This is a genomic window from Streptomyces sp. C, from assembly GCF_000158895.1.
Taxonomy (GTDB): domain Bacteria; phylum Actinomycetota; class Actinomycetes; order Streptomycetales; family Streptomycetaceae; genus Streptomyces; species Streptomyces racemochromogenes.
This window is the reverse complement of the sequence record NZ_GG657750.1, coordinates 1,958,236-1,974,099: the sequence shown is the minus strand read 5'-3', so window position 1 is coordinate 1,974,099 and position 15,864 is coordinate 1,958,236. Positions and strand designations below refer to the sequence as shown.

Below are 15,864 nucleotides of genomic sequence, written 5' to 3'. Positions count from 1 at the left end.
TACCGGTCTTCAGCGCGCGGCGGCGATGGAGGCCTTGGCGGCTGCGGTCACGGCTTCGGCGGTGAGGCCGAACTCGCGGAACAGGACGGCGCCGTCGGCCGAGGCACCGAAGTGCTCCAGCGAGACGATCCGGCCCGCGTCCCCGACGTAACGGTGCCAGGTCAGGCCGATGCCGGCCTCGACCGCGACTCGCGCCTTCACCGACGGCGGCAGGACGCTGTCCTTGTACTCCTGGGTCTGCTCCTCGAACCACTCGACGGAGGGCATCGAGACCACGCGCGCCGGGACGCCCTCGGCCTGCAGCGCCTCGCGCGCGGCGACGGCGAGCTGGACCTCGGAGCCGGTGCCGATGAGGACGACCTCGGCGGTGCCGCCCTCCGCCTCGAACAGCACGTAACCGCCCTTGGCCGCGTCCTCGTTGCGCTCGTACGTGGGAACGCCCTGGCGGGTGAGGGCCAGGCCGTGCGGGGCGCCCTTGCCGTACACCTTGGTGTGGCGCTTGAGGATCTCGCGCCAGGCGACGGCGGTCTCGTTCGCGTCCGCCGGACGGACGACGTTCAGACCCGGGATGGCGCGCAGCGAGGCGACGTGCTCGACCGGCTGGTGGGTCGGGCCGTCCTCGCCGAGGCCGATGGAGTCGTGCGTCCACACGTACGTCACCGGCAGGTGCATCAGCGCGGACAGGCGGACGGCGTTGCGCATGTAGTCGGAGAACACCAGGAAGGTGCCGCCGTAGATGCGGGTGTGGCCGTGCAGCGCGATGCCGTTCATCACGGCGGCCATCGCGTGCTCGCGGATGCCGTAGTGGATGGTGCGGCCGTACGGGTCGGCCTCCGGCAGCGGGTTGCCCACCGGCAGGAACGAGGAGTTCTTGTCGATGGTGGTGTTGTTGGAGCCGGCCAGGTCGGCCGAGCCGCCCCACAGCTCCGGGATGACCGCGCCGAGGGCTTCGAGGACCTTGCCGGAGGCGGCGCGGGTGGCGACGCCCTTGCCGGTCTCGAAGACGGGGAGCTTGTCCTCCCAGCCCTCGGGCAGCTCGTTGGCCTCGATGCGGTCGAAGGCGGCGGCGCGCTCGGGGTTGGCGGTGCGCCAGGCGGAGAACTCCTTCTCCCAGGCGGCGCGGGCGTCACGGCCCCGGTCGACCAGGGCGCGGGTGTGGCCGAGGACCGCGTCGGAGACCTCGAAGGTCTGCTCCGGGTCGAAGCCGAGCACGCGCTTGGTCGCGGCGACCTCGTCGTTGCCGAGGGCCGAGCCGTGGGCGGCCTCGGTGTTCTGGGCGTGCGGGGCGGGCCAGGCGATGATCGAGCGGGCCGCGATGAAGGACGGGCGGCCGGTCTCGGCCTTGGCGGCCTGGAGGGCGGCGAACAGGGCCTTCGGGTCGAGGTCGCCGTTCTCCTGCTGCTCGACGCGCTGGACGTGCCAGCCGTACGCCTCGTAGCGCTTCATGGTGTCCTCGGAGACGGCCGTCTCCGTGTCACCCTCGATGGAGATGTGGTTGTCGTCCCACAGCAGCACCAGGTTGCCGAGCTTCTGGTGGCCGGCCAGCGCCGACGCCTCGTGGGAGATGCCCTCCTGGAGGCAGCCGTCGCCCGCGATCGCGTAGACCATGTGGTCGAACGGGGACGTGCCCTCGGCGGCCTCCGGGTCGAACAGGCCTCGCTCGTAGCGGGTGGCCATGGCCATGCCCACCGCGTTGGCGATGCCCTGGCCCAGCGGGCCGGTGGTGGTCTCCACGGCGGCCGTGTGGCCGTACTCCGGGTGGCCGGGGGTCTTGGAGCCCCAGGTGCGGAAGGCCTTGAGGTCGTCCAGCTCCAGGCCGAAACCGCCGAGGTAGAGCTGGGTGTAGAGCGTCAGGGACGAGTGCCCCGCGGAGAGCACGAAACGGTCACGCCCGACCCACTGGGGGTCCGAGGGGTCGTGCCGCATGACCTTCTGGAAAAGCGTGTACGCGGCGGGGGCCAGGCTCATCGCCGTACCGGGGTGTCCGTTCCCGACCTTCTGGACCGCGTCGGCGGCCAGGATGCGGGCGGTGTCGACGGCCCGCTGGTCCAGTTCGGTCCACTCGAGCTCTGGGGTGGTCGGCTTGGTGCTCACCGTTGGTCAGGGCTCCTCTCCACATGTTGTTTTGCCGGTGACGAACGGTGACACCGGCGCGATTCCGAGCCTACCCCCGCCAGGGCGTGCGGCTATTCGAGTGCACGCAGTGCGTCGCCGTCCCGGTGTCCGCCGTTCACCTGGGATCCGCCGTCGGCGATCTTGTCGTCGGTCCGATCGGCTCAACACGAGGCGACCCCCGCGCGGGGCGGGGTAAGAGCTACGTCTACAGTGGCGTGGTACGCGCAAGCCTTTACCGAGCCTTCATTTACTGGAGGCATCGCTTCGGAAGCTTGCTGGATTCTCTCTCAGGGGTGTGCGTGACGGCCGTCGAATCCCGTCCAGCGGGGGTGCTCGGGACGAGCCCCGGTCACCGGCCGTTCGGGGCCCGGGTCATGGCTTTCGTGGCTTTGACCAAGCCGCGGATCATCGAACTTCTGCTGATCACCACAGTGCCGGTGATGTTCCTCGCGGAGCAGGGCGTGCCGTCGCTGTGGCTGGTGCTCGCCACCTGCTTCGGCGGCTACCTGTCCGCGGGCGGCGCCAACGCGCTGAACATGTACATCGACCGCGACATCGACGCGCTGATGGACCGCACGTCCCAGCGCCCGCTGGTGACCGGCATGGTGAGCCCGACCGAGTGCCTGGTGTTCGGCATCTCGCTCGGCGTCGTCTCGACGCTGTTCTTCGGGCTGCTGATCAACTGGCTGTCGGCCGCCCTCGCGCTCGGCGCGCTCCTCTTCTACGTGGTCGTCTACACGATGCTGCTGAAGCGGCGCACCGCGCAGAACATCGTCTGGGGCGGGATCGCCGGCTGCATGCCGGTGCTCATCGGCTGGTCGGCGGTGAAGAACGAGGTCTCCTGGGCCGCCGTCATCCTCTTCCTGGTCATCTTCTTCTGGACGCCGCCGCACTACTGGCCGCTGTCGATGAAGGTCAAGGACGACTACGCGCGGGTCGGCGTGCCGATGCTGCCGGTGGTGGCGGGCAACAGGGCCGTGGCGCGCCAGATCGTCCTCTACAGCTGGGTGATGGTGGCCGTCTCGCTGCTGCTGACCCCGCTGGGGTACACGGGCTGGTTCTACACCTCGGTCGCGCTGCTGGCCGGCGGCTGGTGGCTGTGGGAGGCGCACGCGCTGAGCGCCCGCGCCAAGGCCGGGGTGACGGGTGCGAAGCTCAAGGAGATGCGGCTGTTCCACTGGTCGATCACCTATGTGTCGCTCCTCTTCGTCGCCGTGGCCGTGGATCCCTTCCTCCGCTGATTACTCGCCGGTAGCATGCCGTCCATGGCAGAGACCGCAGACACCGCAGACACCTCCGGGGCCGCAGCGCCCGCGGACAAGAAGCACAGCCGCACGGCCGCGAAGCTGGCCCGGCAGATCGGCGCGTTCGCCAAGCAGCACGGCGGCGCCGAGGGCCAGCTCGCGCACATCGGCCAGGCCGGGACCCGCATCGTCCTCGTGGGCACCGACGGCGGCTGGGGCGACCTGGTGGCCCCGACGTACGCCGTGGCCCAGCTCGCCGCCGAACAGGCCGGGCTGACGCTCCACGAGGAGTTCGACGGGGAGTTCGCCGCCCGGGTGAAGACCGGCCCGTACGAGTGGACCCGGATGGCCGGGATCCAGATCGGCGGCCCCGCCAACCCGGCGGCCTGAATCCTCCGCCGCCCGGATCCCCGGCGGCCCGAATCCTCGAACGCCGGGGTCGGTCAACAGAGCGGGCAATACTTCACACCCCGCTCACCCGTTAGGACGTGTGGAAGCCGCTTCCCCACGTCCGCAACGGGATGACCGGATGATCGAAACGCCGCCCCTGGTGGACCAGCACTGCCGCGGGGTGCTCCGCACGGAGCTGGGCATCGCCACCTTCGAGGCCCAGCTGATCCGCTCGGCCGGCCCGCCCGCCCCGGGCACCACCTTCTTCGACACCCAGACCGGCTTCGCCGTGCGCCGCTGGTGCCCGCCCCTGCTCGGCCTGGAGCCGCACTGCCCGCCCGCCCGGTACCTGGCCCGGCGGCGCGAGCTCGGCGCCGCGGAGAGCACCAGACGGCTGCTGCGGGGCTCGGGGACGGGCGCGTACCTCGTCGACACGGGAGCCCCCGGGGACCTCACCGGGCCCAAGGAGCTGGCCGTGGCCGGGGACGCGGAGGCCTTCGAGGTGGCCCGGCTGGAGTTACTGGCCGAGCAGGCCGCCGACACCTCGGGGACCGTCGCCGCCTTCCTCGCCAACCTCGCCGGAGCCGTCCACCACGCCGCCTCCGGCGCCGTCGGCTTCGCCTGCGGGGCCCGCACCGGCTGCGGGGCCGCCCTGGCCGGAGATCCGGAACCGCCCGGCCCCGGCGAGGTCCGGGCGGCGGCCGGACGATGGCTGGCCGGGCGCACCAGGGGAGGGCAGCTGCGGGACCCCGTGCTCGTGCGGCACCTCGTCTGGAGCGCGGTGGCCTCCGGGCTGCCGCTCCAGCTGCACACCGGCGGGGCCGACCCGGAGCCGCTGGGCGGCTTCGTACGGGCCACGGCGGGCCTGGGCGCGCGGCTGGTGCTGGGCGGCGGTTACCCGTACCACCGGCAGACGGCCCGCCTGGCGGCGGAGCACCCGCACGTCCACGCCGACCTCGGCCCGGCCCTCGTACGCACGGGGGCGCGGGCCGCCGCCGTACTGGCGGAACTGCTGGAGGTCGCGCCCTTCGGCAAGCTGCTCTACTCCAGCGGCGGGCGCAACCTGCCCGAGCTGCACGCGGTCGGCGCCCTGGTGTTCCGCGAGGCGCTGGGCCGGGTCCTGGGGGGCTGGGTCGCCGAGGGCGCCTGGTCCTGGCAGGACGCGCAGCGCGTCGCGGGGATGCTCGCGGCCGGCAACGCCCGGCGCGTCTACCGGCTCGACGAGCGCGGCTGACGGCGCCGGGCGTCGACGGCCGTGTCCTTCGACCGTGCCGGCCGGCCCGGCGGCGTCAGACCGCCGAGAGCTGCTCCTCGTCCCGCGCGGGCGCCTCCACCGGGTCGGCGGAGCGCTCGCGCAGGCTCAGGGTCAGGCGCAGCACCGAGATCCACACCAGGCAGGAGCCCAGCATGTGCGCGGCGACCAGCACCTCGGGCAGCTTCGTGAAGAACTGGACGTAGCCGATCGCACCCTGGGCGAGCAGCACGACCAGCAGATCGCGGGCGCGCGCCCGGGTGTCGGCGGGGGCGTCGACCACGCGCAGCACCAGCCACATCGCGACGGCGAGCGCGCAGACGAGCCAGGCGGCGATCGCGTGCACGTGGGCGGTGGCCGCCCAGTCGAACGGCATGCGCTTGATCTCGCTCTTGTCGCCGGCGTGCGGACCGGAACCGGTCACGACCGTGCCCGCCGCGATCAGCACCAGGGTGGTGGCGATCAGCGCCCACGACAGCTTGCGCACGGGGCCCGGTACGCGCGGGCGGGGGGCGCCGTCGCCCTCGCGGGTGCGCTGCCAGGAGACGGTGGTGACCGCGATCAGGCCGGTGGCGAGCAGGAAGTGCCCGGCGACGCTGTACGGGTTGAGCCCGGTCAGCACGGTGATGCCGCCGAGGACCGCGTTGCCCATCACCAGGGCGAACTGGATCCAGCCGAGCCTGGTCAGCGAGTGCCGCCACGGCTTGGCCGCGCGCGCGGCGAGGATGAACCAGCCGACGGCCGCGCTCAGCACGTACGTCAGCATCCGGTTGCCGAACTCGATGGCTCCGTGGAAGCCCTGGGCCTGGGTGACGACGAGGCTGTCGTCGGTGCACTTGGGCCAGGTGTCGCAGCCGAGACCGGATCCGGTCAGCCGCACCGCGCCGCCGGTGACGATGATGGCCACGCTCATCAGGAGCGCGGCGGACGCGGCCCGCCGGACGGTCCGGGGTGACGGCGTCCAGCGGTCGGCGATGTATGCGAATGGGTTCAACACGGCGCCTATCGTATGCGGCGCCTTGTGCAAAGTTTCACGAGGGGGTACCGGCGGGAGCGTCGGGCCCGAGGACCGAGCGGAACCTGGCCCCCGCGGGATCCCCCTCCTCGTGCCACCACACCAGCACCCGCCACAGGCCGCCCTCGCCGGGGTGCAGCGGGGAGGCGGCGAACCCCCGCACCAGGTCGGCCCCCACCTCCTCGGCGGTCAGCCCCCGCACCTGCGCCGACCCCTGCCACGGCTCCGGCTGCACGGTCCACAGCCCGTCGGCGCCCCGCACCTCGACCCGCCACACCGCGAGCCACGGGGTCACCTCCAGCATCGTGGCCACCTGCTCGGCGTCCAGCCCCAGCCGGCCCCCGATCACCGCCTCCGGCACGCCCTGGATCCGGGCCGCCACCACCGCCTGCGGCAGCAGCCGCTCGGGCAGCAGCCCGTCGGCCCGGAGCCCCGCCAGCGCGTCGAAGCCGAGGAAGCGCAGCCGCAGCTCCAGCTGGCGGCCGATGTGGTCCAGGGCCTCCTCCGCCTCCTGCGCCGCCTCGGGCCCGGGGTGCGCGAGCAGCAGCCGGCGGAACCCGGCCTCGGCGTCCACCGCCCAGGCGACCGCCTGCGTCGCGGAGCCCAGCTCCGCGAGCCGGTCCGCGAGGAACACCTTGGCCTGCGCGAGGCCCCGCCGGTTGACCGGGTCCTCCTGGTCCAGCCCGGCCCAGACCTCGACGGCGGCCCGCGTCACGTCACGGGCGCGCTCGCCGGCCGCCCGTTCCATCGCACCCGGGCCGCTCTCGCCGCCCGAGCCCAGCGGGTGCAGGGGGAGGCGGGCCCCGTCGCTCAGCGGCCACGCCAGCCAGACTCCCTGGTTGATCAGCCCCCGCGCGTACCAGCGGGCGAACTCCGGCGCGTGCGGCGCGGCCCGCCGCGCGTGCCCGAGCCCCTCCTCGACGGCGGCCAGCGCCCCGGCCCGGTCCCCGCCCCCGAACCGGCGTGCCGCGAGGTCGCCCAGGCGCAGCCCGAGCCGGGCGGCGCACTCGGGGTCGGTCCGCGCGGGCCCGCGCAGCGCGCCGATCAGCTCCCGCAGCAGCCGCTCGCTCTCGGCGGGCCCGGCCGGCTCGGCCCCCGCCCGGATCCGCGCCCACTGTCCGTCCAGCCGCAGCGCGGCCTCCCGCTGCTCCATGCCGTGCCCCCCGGCGTTCCGATGTGCGGAGGCTGGTCATCCTCCCGCGGGGCCAACGATCCGGGACGCCGATTCACTCCCGGTGGAGCGGGGCGCGCCCGCCGGACCGGCTCATTCCCAGCGGAACCACTTGGCGGCGGCGCCCAGCCCGAGGACCGCCCAGACGCCGAGGACGGCCGCGTCGCCCCACGGCAGCGCGGCCCCGTCGCGGAGCACCTCGCGCAGCCCGTCGGACAGTGCCGAGATCGGGAGCAGGCCCAGCACGGACCGCACCGCTTCGGGGAACTTCTCCAGCGGCACGATCACCCCGCCGCCGACGAGCAGCAGCAGGAACACCAGGTTGGCCGCGGCCAGGGTCACCTCGGCCTTGAGGGTCCCCGCCATCAGCAGGCCGAGCCCGGAGAACGCGGCCGTGCCGAGTAGCAGCAGCAGCGCGACCGACAGCGGGTTCCCGTGCGGGGACCAGCCCAGCGCGAGGGCGATCGCCGTCAGCAGGGCCACCTGGAGCACCTCGGTGACCAGCACCGACAGGGTCTTGGCGGCCATCAGCGCCCGGCGCGGCAGCGGGGAGGCCCCGAGCCGCTTGAGCACCCCGTAGCGGCGGTCGAAGCCGGTGGCGATGGCCTGGCCGGTGAAGGCGGTGGACATCACGGCGAGCGCGAGGACGCCCGGCGCCAGGAAGTCGACGGACTTCCCCTCTCCCGTGTCCACGATGTCGACGGCGGAGAAGAGGGTCAGCAGCAGCGCCGGGATGATCACGGTCAGCAGCAGCTGCTCGCCGTTGCGCAGCAGCATCCGGGTCTCCAGCGCGGTCTGCGCCCAGATCATCCGGGACACCGGCGCGGCCCCCGGCCGGGGGGTGAACGTACCGGCGCTCATGCGCGCAGCTCCTTACCGGTGAGTTCGAGGAAGACGTCTTCGAGGGTGTGCCGCTCCACGGAGAGGCTGTCCGGCATGACCCCGTGCTGGGCGCACCAGGAGGCGACGGTGGCCAGCAGCTGCGGGTCCACGTCGCCGGTGACCCGGTAGGCGCCGGGGGTGAGCTCGGCGGCCTGGGTGCCGTCGGGCAGGGCCTTGAGCAGGGAGGCGAGGTCGAGGGAGGGGCGGCCGGTGAAGCGCAGGGTGTTCTCGGCGCCGCCGCGGCACAGCTGCTCGGGGCTGCCGTGCGCGATGACCTTGCCGGCGTCCACGATGGCGACCTCGTCGGAGAGCTGCTCGGCCTCGTCCATGTGGTGGGTGGTGAGGACGACGGTGACGCCGTCGGCGCGCAGTTCGCGTACGAGGTCCCAGGTCGCGCGGCGGGCCTGCGGGTCGAGGCCGGCGGTGGGTTCGTCCAGGAAGACCAGCTCGGGGCGGCCGACGACGGCCATGGCGAGGGCGAGCCGCTGCTGCTGGCCGCCGGAGAGCCGGCGGTAGGTGGTGCGGCCGCAGCCGCCGAGGCCGAGGCGTTCCACGAGGGTGTCGACGTCGAGGGGGTCGGCGTACAGCTTCGCCATGTGCCGCAGCATCTCCACGGCGCGGGCGCCGGAGTAGACGCCCCCGGACTGGAGCATCACGCCGACGCGCGGGCGCAGCCGCTCGGCCTGGGCGACCGGGTCGAGGCCGAGGACGCGGACGGTGCCGGCGTCGGGGCGGTGGTAGCCCTCGCAGGTCTCCACCGTGGTGGTCTTGCCCGCGCCGTTGGGGCCGAGGACCGCGGTGACGGAGCCGCGCGGGACGGTGAGGTCCAGGCCGTCCACCGCCGTTTTGGGGCCGTACCGCTTCACCAGTCCGCGGATTTCCACGGCGGGGTCGTTGCTCATGGTGACTGAGTCTACGGAGGCGGGGAAGAGGGCCCCGGCCCCGGGGTGGACCGGGCGGGAAAGGCGGAATCGATTCGAACACGGTGCGGCGGACGCGGGTTCTCCGGGTGGGAATGGAATCGGAATTCCATCTACCGATTAACTCTCCGTAGACAAATAAGGTAACCCTTAGTGATGGACGCCACCGGGCGTGGCGTCGGTCACGGCTTGTCGGGGCTCGCTTATTTACGCAACAATGGCGTTGTGAAAAACGGCGAACGGATGAGCGAGGCCCCCCAGGGGGAGCTCGCGACCGGGGAGCGGTCAACCCGCAACCGGGTCGCGCGGTCCATCCTGGACCACGGCCCCTCCACCGTCGCCGACCTCGCGCAGCGCCTAGGCCTCACCCAGGCCGCCGTCCGCCGCCACCTCGACACGCTCGTCGCCGACGACGTGGTCGCACCCCGTGAGCAGCGCGTGTACGGCGCGCGCACCCGGGGCCGGCCCGCCAAGGTCTTCGCGCTGACCGACTGCGGCCGAGACGCCTTCGACCAGTCCTACGACACCCTCGCCGCGGACGCCCTGCGCTGGATCGCGCAGTCCGTCGGCGGGGGCGAGAAGGGCGAGGCGGCCGTCGCCGCCTTCGCGAGGGCGCGGATGGAGACGCAGGCGCGGAGCTACCGGGAAGCCGTGGAGGCGGCCGCACCCGCGGCCCGCACCGAGGCCCTGGCCAAGGCGTTGACCGCGGACGGGTACGCTGCTACGGCGAAGAGCGCTCCCGGTCCGCACAGCGGTGAACAGCTCTGTCAGCACCACTGCCCGGTCGCACATGTCGCCGAGCAGTTCCCGCAGCTCTGCGAGGCGGAGACCGAGGTCTTCTCCCGCCTGCTCGGGACGCATGTGCAGCGCCTCGCCACGATCGCCCACGGCGACGGGGTGTGCACCACGTTCATCCCGCGAAGCGCCACACAGACCGACACATCAGCATCTGCAAGTACGGCCGGGAGGAACCCCGCATGACCACGGAGACTGCTCACCCTGAGCTCGATGGCCTGGGCACCTACGAATACGGCTGGGCCGACTCCGACGCGGCCGGCGCCGCTGCCAAGCGGGGTCTGTCCGAGGACGTCGTCCGCGACATCTCGGCGAAGAAGTCCGAGCCGGAGTGGATGCTGAACCTCCGCCTCAAGGGCCTCAAGCTGTTCGACAAGAAGCCCATGCCGATGTGGGGTTCCGACCTCTCCGGCATCGACTTCGACAACATCAAGTACTTCGTGCGCTCCACCGAGAAGCAGGCCGCTTCCTGGGAGGAACTGCCCGAGGACATCAAGAACACGTACGACAAGCTCGGCATCCCGGAGGCGGAGAAGCAGCGCCTCGTCGCCGGTGTCGCGGCCCAGTACGAGTCCGAGGTCGTCTACCACCAGATCCGCGAGGACCTGGAGGAGCAGGGCGTCATCTTCCTCGACACGGACACCGCGCTCAAGGAGCACCCGGAGCTCTTCCAGGAGTACTTCGGCACGGTCATCCCGGTCGGCGACAACAAGTTCGCGTCGCTGAACACCGCCGTGTGGTCGGGCGGCTCCTTCATCTACGTCCCCAAGGGTGTCCACGTGGACATCCCGCTCCAGGCCTACTTCCGCATCAACACGGAGAACATGGGCCAGTTCGAGCGGACGCTGATCATCGTCGACGAGGACGCCTACGTCCACTACGTCGAGGGCTGCACCGCCCCGATCTACTCCTCGGACTCGCTGCACAGCGCCGTGGTCGAGATCATCGTGAAGAAGGGCGGCCGCTGCCGCTACACGACCATCCAGAACTGGTCGAACAACGTCTACAACCTGGTCACCAAGCGCGCCGTGGCGTACGAGGGCGCGACCATGGAGTGGATCGACGGCAACATCGGTTCCAAGGTCACCATGAAGTACCCGGCCGTCTACCTGATGGGCGAGCACGCCAAGGGCGAGACCCTGTCCATCGCCTTCGCCGGCGAGGGCCAGCACCAGGACGCCGGCTCCAAGATGGTCCACATGGCGCCGAACACCTCCTCCAACATCGTCTCCAAGTCGGTGGCGCGAGGCGGCGGCCGCACCTCCTACCGCGGTCTGGTCGAGATCGGCGAGGGCGCCGCGGGCTCCAAGTCCAACGTGCTGTGCGACGCGCTCCTCGTCGACACCATCTCCCGCTCGGACACCTACCCCTACGTGGACGTCCGCGAGGACGACGTGACGATGGGCCACGAGGCCACCGTCTCCAAGGTCTCCGACGACCAGCTCTTCTACCTGATGCAGCGCGGGCTCACCGAGTTCGAGGCCATGGCCATGATCGTGCGCGGCTTCGTCGAGCCGATCGCGAAGGAGCTGCCGATGGAGTACGCGCTGGAGCTCAACCGGCTCATCGAGCTGCAGATGGAGGGCTCGGTCGGCTAGCCCGACGGCGGCCGTCACCGCGGCCGCCCCCGCCCCGCAGCACATTCGTCACACGTATGGAAGAGAGCAAGACGACAGCCATGGCTGAGGCTCAGAACTCCCCCACTCTCGGCTCCGCTCGAGTGGGGGCACCCCCAGCGGCGGGCTCCACCACCGCCGGCGCGATCGCGGTGGCCGCCGAGTCCACCGTCGCCACCCGGATGAGCGCGCCCCCGTCCTTCGACGTGGCCGACTTCCCCGTCCCGCACGGCCGCGAGGAGGAGTGGCGGTTCACCCCGCTGGCCCGCCTCAAGGGCCTGCACGACGGCACCGCGGTCGCCAACGGCACCATGAAGGCCCAGATCGACGCCCCCGAGGGTGTGACGGTCGAGTCCGTCGAGCGCGGCGACGAGCGGATCGGCAAGGCCGGCACCCCCGTCGACCGGGTCGCCGCCCAGGCCTTCTCCTCGTTCGCCAAGGCCACGGTCGTCACCGTGCCCAAGGAGACCGTGCTCGCCGAGCCCATCCGGGTCGCGCTCCACGGTGAGGGCGGCACGACCTTCGGGCACACCGTCTTCGACATCAAGCCCTTCGCCGAGGCGATCATCGTGATCGACCACACCGGCGACGGCGTCCGCGCCGCCAACGTCGACATCCTCGTCGGCGACGGCGCCAAGGTGACCTTCGTGTCCGTCCAGGACTGGGACGACACGGCCGTCCACACCTCGCAGCACAACGCCCTCATCGGCCGCGACGCGAGCTTCAAGTCCGTGGTCGTGACCTTCGGCGGCGACGTCGTGCGCCTCCACCCGCGGGTCAGCTACGCGGGCCCCGGCGGCGAGGCCGAGATGCTCGGCGTGTACTTCACGGACGCCGGCCAGCACCAGGAGCACCGCCTCCTGGTCACGCACGACGCCCCGCACTGCAAGTCCAACGTGGTCTACAAGGGTGCGCTCCAGGGCCAGGACGCCCACGCGGTCTGGATCGGCGACGTCCTCATCGAGAAGACCGCCGAGGGCACCGACACCTACGAGATGAACCGCAACCTGGTCCTCACGGACGGCGCGCGCGTCGACTCGGTGCCGAACCTCGAGATCGAGACGGGCGAGATCGTCGGCGCCGGCCACGCCTCCGCGACCGGCCGCTTCGACGACGAGCAGCTCTTCTACCTCCAGTCGCGCGGCATCCCGGCCGACGAGGCCCGCCGTCTGGTCGTGCGCGGCTTCTTCGCCGAGCTCGTCCAGCAGATCGGTGTCGCGGACATCGAGGAGCGCCTCATCACGAAGATCGAGGCCGAGCTGGCGGCGGCCGTCTGATGGGCTACGTCAAGGCCTGTGCGCTGAGCGAGCTGGAGGAGAACACCCCCAAGCGGGTGGAACTCGACGGCACGCCGGTGTCCATCGTCTCCACCGAGGGGGAGGTGTTCGCGATCAACGACATCTGCTCGCACGCGAACGTCTCGCTCTCGGAGGGTGAGGTCGAGGACTGCATGATCGAGTGCTGGCTGCACGGGTCGGCCTTCGACCTGCGCACCGGCAAGCCCTCCGGTCTGCCCGCGACGCGCCCCGTCCCCGTTTACCCCGTAAAGATCGAAGGGGACGACGTGCTCGTCTCCCTCACCCAGGAGTCCTGAGGTACCCATGGCAACGCTTGAAATCCACGACCTGCACGTCTCCGTCGAAGCCGAGAACGGCGCCCGCGAGATCCTCAAGGGCGTCGACCTCACGGTCAAGCAGGGTGAGACGCACGCCATCATGGGCCCCAACGGCTCCGGCAAGTCCACCCTGGCGTACTCGCTCGCCGGTCACCCGAAGTACACCATCACCGGTGGCACCGTGACCCTCGACGGCGAGGACGTCCTGGAGATGTCCGTCGACGAGCGCGCCCGCGCCGGCGTCTTCCTCGCCATGCAGTACCCGGTCGAGGTCCCCGGCGTCTCGGTCTCCAACTTCCTGCGCACCTCCGCCACCGCCATCCGCGGCGAGGCCCCCAAGCTGCGCACCTGGGTGAAGGAGGTCAAGTCCGCGATGGAGCAGCTCCAGATGGACCCGGCCTTCGCCGAGCGCAACGTCAACGAGGGCTTCTCCGGCGGTGAGAAGAAGCGCCACGAGATCCTCCAGCTGGAGCTCCTGAAGCCGAAGATCGCGATCCTCGACGAGACGGACTCCGGTCTGGACGTCGACGCGCTGCGCCAGGTGTCCGAGGGCGTCAACCGCGTCCGCGCCACCGGTGAGGTCGGCACGCTGCTGATCACGCACTACACGCGGATCCTCCGCTACATCAAGCCCGACTTCGTCCACGTCTTCTCGGAAGGCCGCATCGTCGAGTCCGGCGGTGCCGAGCTCGCCGACAAGCTGGAGGCGGAAGGCTACGAGTCGTACAGCACGAAGGGTGGCGCGACCGCGTGACACAGCTGCCTGGCCTCCTCGACATCGAGGCGATCCGCAAGGACTTCCCCCTGCTGGATCGTGTGGTCCACGACGGGAAGAAGATCGTTTACCTGGACAACGCGGCGACCTCGCAGAAGCCGCGCCAGGTGCTCGACGCGCTGAACGAGTACTACGAGCAGCACAACGCCAACGTCCACCGCGGCGTGCACGTGCTCGCCGAGGAGGCCACGGCGCTGTACGAGGGCGCTCGCGACAAGGTCGCCGCCTTCATCAACGCGCCGAGCCGCGACGAGGTGATCTTCACCAAGAACGCCTCGGAGTCGCTCAACCTGGTCGCGAACATGCTCGGCTGGGCGGACGAGCCCTACCGGGTCGACAGCGACACCGAGATCGCCATCACGGAGATGGAGCACCACTCCAACATCGTGCCGTGGCAGCTGCTCGCGCAGCGCACCGGCGCGAAGCTGAAGTGGTTCGGACTCACCGACGACGGCCGGCTCGACCTGTCCAACATCGAAGAGGTCATCACGGAGAAGACGAAGATCGTCTCCTTCACGCTGGTCTCCAACATCATGGGCACCGTCAACCCGGTCGAGGCGATCGTCCGCCGCGCCCAGGACGTCGGCGCCCTCGTCCTGATCGACGCCTCCCAGGCCGCTCCGCACATGCCGCTGGACGTGCAGGCGCTCGGCGCCGACTTCGTGGCCTTCACCGGCCACAAGATGTGCGGCCCGACCGGCATCGGCGTCCTGTGGGGCCGCCAGGAGCTCCTGGAGGACCTGCCCCCGTTCCTCGGCGGCGGCGAGATGATCGAGACCGTGTCGATGCACGCCTCGACGTACGCCCCGGCGCCCCACAAGTTCGAGGCGGGCACGCCCCCGATCGCCCAGGCCGTCGGCCTCGGCGCGGCCGTGGACTACCTGACCGCGATCGGCATGGACAAGATCGCCGCGCACGAGCACGCGATCACCGAGTACGCGGTGAAGCGCCTCCTGGAGGTGCCCGACCTGCGGATCATCGGCCCGACCACGGCCGAGGACCGCGGCGCGGCGATCTCCTTCACGCTCGGCGACATCCACCCGCACGACGTGGGCCAGGTGCTGGACGAGCAGGGCATCGCGGTCCGCGTGGGACACCACTGCGCACGCCCCGTGTGCCTCCGGTACGGAATTCCCGCGACCACGCGAGCGTCTTTCTACCTGTACTCCTCTCCCGCCGAGGTCGACGCGCTGATCGACGGGCTGGAGCACGTACGGAACTTCTTCGGCTGACGAAGGCGACGAGGACGAGGCTGTGAAGCTGGATTCGATGTACCAGGAACTGATCCTGGACCACTACAAGCACCCGCACGGGCGCGGCCTGCGCGACGGCGACGCCGAGGTGCACCACGTCAACCCGACGTGCGGCGACGAGATCACGCTCCGCGTGAAGTACGACGGGGAGACGCTCACCGACGTCTCCTACGAGGGCCAGGGCTGCTCCATCAGCCAGGCCAGCGCGTCCGTGCTCAACGAGCTGCTCGTCGGCAAGGAGCTCTCCGAGGCGCAGAAGATCCAGGGCGTGTTCCTGGAGCTGATGCAGTCCAAGGGCAAGCTGGAGCCGGACGAGGAGATGGAGGAGGTGCTGGAGGACGCGGTCGCGTTCGCCGGCGTCTCCAAGTATCCGGCGCGCGTGAAGTGTGCTCTGCTGAGCTGGATGGCGTGGAAGGACGCGACCGCCCAGGTGCTGGGTGACGCGGAGAGGAAGACGGCATGACCGAGAACGCGACGCCCGAGGCGTCGATCAAGCCGGCCACCGAGGAGGAGGTCCGCGAGGCCCTCTACGACGTGGTCGACCCCGAACTGGGAATCGACGTCGTCAACCTGGGCCTGATCTACGGCATCCACATCGACGACGCGAACATCGCCACCCTCGACATGACGCTCACCTCGGCGGCCTGCCCGCTGACGGACGTCATCGAGGACCAGGCGAAGTCGGCGACCGAGGGCATCGTCAACGAGCTCCGCATCAACTGGGTCTGGATGCCCCCGTGGGGCCCGGACAAGATCACGGACGACGGCCGTGAGCAGCTGCGCGCGCTCGGCTTCAACGTCTGAGCGGCGCCTGCGCGTGA

16 protein-coding genes are annotated in these 15,864 nt (G+C 71.2%); 11 read left to right on the top strand and 5 right to left on the bottom strand.

The window, feature by feature from the left end; genetic code table 11:
- Window positions 1-9: 9 nt before the first annotated feature.
- Window positions 10-2,094, bottom strand: coding sequence for a transketolase (tkt, locus tag SSNG_RS08715; protein WP_007263448.1), 2,085 nt, complete (start codon window positions 2,092-2,094; stop codon window positions 10-12).
- Between the two features lie 320 nt (window positions 2,095-2,414).
- Between tkt and SSNG_RS08710 the strand changes: the two genes are divergently transcribed.
- From SSNG_RS08710 to SSNG_RS08700, 3 genes are all read left to right on the top strand, one after another.
- Window positions 2,415-3,356, top strand: a complete 942-nt coding sequence (locus SSNG_RS08710; RefSeq protein ID WP_042800757.1) for a heme o synthase — start codon at window positions 2,415-2,417, stop codon at window positions 3,354-3,356.
- Between the two features lie 24 nt (window positions 3,357-3,380).
- Complete coding sequence (locus SSNG_RS08705) at window positions 3,381-3,749, top strand: hypothetical protein (RefSeq protein WP_042803141.1); 369 nt, start codon at window positions 3,381-3,383, stop codon at window positions 3,747-3,749.
- Between the two features lie 139 nt (window positions 3,750-3,888).
- The gene (locus tag SSNG_RS08700; RefSeq protein WP_007263445.1) at window positions 3,889-4,983 is read left to right on the top strand and encodes an amidohydrolase family protein; all 1,095 of its coding nucleotides are present in this window, start codon (window positions 3,889-3,891) and stop codon (window positions 4,981-4,983) included.
- 55 nt (window positions 4,984-5,038) lie between these two features.
- On the opposite strand, the gene SSNG_RS08695 is transcribed toward SSNG_RS08700, so the two are convergent.
- The 4 genes from SSNG_RS08695 to SSNG_RS08680 form a co-directional block, all read right to left on the bottom strand.
- Window positions 5,039-5,998, bottom strand: coding sequence for a COX15/CtaA family protein (locus SSNG_RS08695; RefSeq protein ID WP_241695013.1), 960 nt, complete (start codon window positions 5,996-5,998; stop codon window positions 5,039-5,041).
- A 34-nt stretch (window positions 5,999-6,032) separates the two neighbouring features.
- Window positions 6,033-7,169 carry a hypothetical protein gene (locus SSNG_RS08690; protein WP_007263443.1) on the bottom strand — a complete coding sequence of 379 codons (1,137 nt, stop codon included), beginning with the start codon at window positions 7,167-7,169 and terminating at the stop codon, window positions 6,033-6,035.
- Window positions 7,170-7,280: 111 nt separating this feature from the next.
- On the bottom strand, window positions 7,281-8,048 hold the full coding sequence (locus tag SSNG_RS08685; protein WP_007263442.1) for an ABC transporter permease: 768 nt from the start codon (window positions 8,046-8,048) through the stop codon (window positions 7,281-7,283).
- On the bottom strand, window positions 8,045-8,971 hold the full coding sequence (locus SSNG_RS08680; protein ID WP_007263441.1) for an ABC transporter ATP-binding protein: 927 nt from the start codon (window positions 8,969-8,971) through the stop codon (window positions 8,045-8,047). The genes SSNG_RS08685 and SSNG_RS08680 overlap by 4 nt, the downstream gene beginning before the upstream one ends.
- 261 nt (window positions 8,972-9,232) lie before the next feature.
- Between SSNG_RS08680 and SSNG_RS08675 the strand changes: the two genes are divergently transcribed.
- The 8 genes from SSNG_RS08675 (at window position 9,233) to SSNG_RS08640 (ending at window position 15,847) form a co-directional block, all read left to right on the top strand.
- Window positions 9,233-9,970, top strand: a complete 738-nt coding sequence (locus SSNG_RS08675; protein ID WP_007263440.1) for an ArsR family transcriptional regulator — start codon at window positions 9,233-9,235, stop codon at window positions 9,968-9,970.
- Window positions 9,967-11,382: a Fe-S cluster assembly protein SufB gene (gene sufB, locus SSNG_RS08670; protein WP_007263439.1), complete on the top strand. Its 1,416-nt coding sequence runs from the start codon at window positions 9,967-9,969 to the stop codon at window positions 11,380-11,382. The genes SSNG_RS08675 and sufB overlap by 4 nt, the downstream gene beginning before the upstream one ends.
- 80 nt (window positions 11,383-11,462) lie before the next feature.
- Window positions 11,463-12,677, top strand: a complete 1,215-nt coding sequence (gene sufD, locus SSNG_RS08665; protein ID WP_042800756.1) for a Fe-S cluster assembly protein SufD — start codon at window positions 11,463-11,465, stop codon at window positions 12,675-12,677.
- A complete protein-coding gene (locus SSNG_RS08660) occupies window positions 12,677-12,994 on the top strand; it encodes a bifunctional 3-phenylpropionate/cinnamic acid dioxygenase ferredoxin subunit (protein ID WP_007263437.1) in 318 nt (105 codons plus the stop codon). Before sufD ends, SSNG_RS08660 begins: the two co-directional genes overlap by 1 nt.
- Before the next feature lie 7 nt (window positions 12,995-13,001).
- Window positions 13,002-13,769 carry a Fe-S cluster assembly ATPase SufC gene (sufC, locus tag SSNG_RS08655; RefSeq protein ID WP_007263436.1) on the top strand — a complete coding sequence of 256 codons (768 nt, stop codon included), beginning with the start codon at window positions 13,002-13,004 and terminating at the stop codon, window positions 13,767-13,769.
- Window positions 13,766-15,022: a cysteine desulfurase gene (locus SSNG_RS08650; protein WP_007263435.1), complete on the top strand. Its 1,257-nt coding sequence runs from the start codon at window positions 13,766-13,768 to the stop codon at window positions 15,020-15,022. Before sufC ends, SSNG_RS08650 begins: the two co-directional genes overlap by 4 nt.
- 22 nt (window positions 15,023-15,044) lie before the next feature.
- Complete coding sequence (gene sufU, locus SSNG_RS08645) at window positions 15,045-15,506, top strand: Fe-S cluster assembly sulfur transfer protein SufU (RefSeq protein ID WP_007263434.1); 462 nt, start codon at window positions 15,045-15,047, stop codon at window positions 15,504-15,506.
- Window positions 15,503-15,847 (top strand): metal-sulfur cluster assembly factor, encoded by a 345-nt coding sequence (locus tag SSNG_RS08640; protein WP_007263433.1) that lies wholly within the window; start codon window positions 15,503-15,505, stop codon window positions 15,845-15,847. Before sufU ends, SSNG_RS08640 begins: the two co-directional genes overlap by 4 nt.
- Window positions 15,848-15,864: the final 17 nt, after the last annotated feature.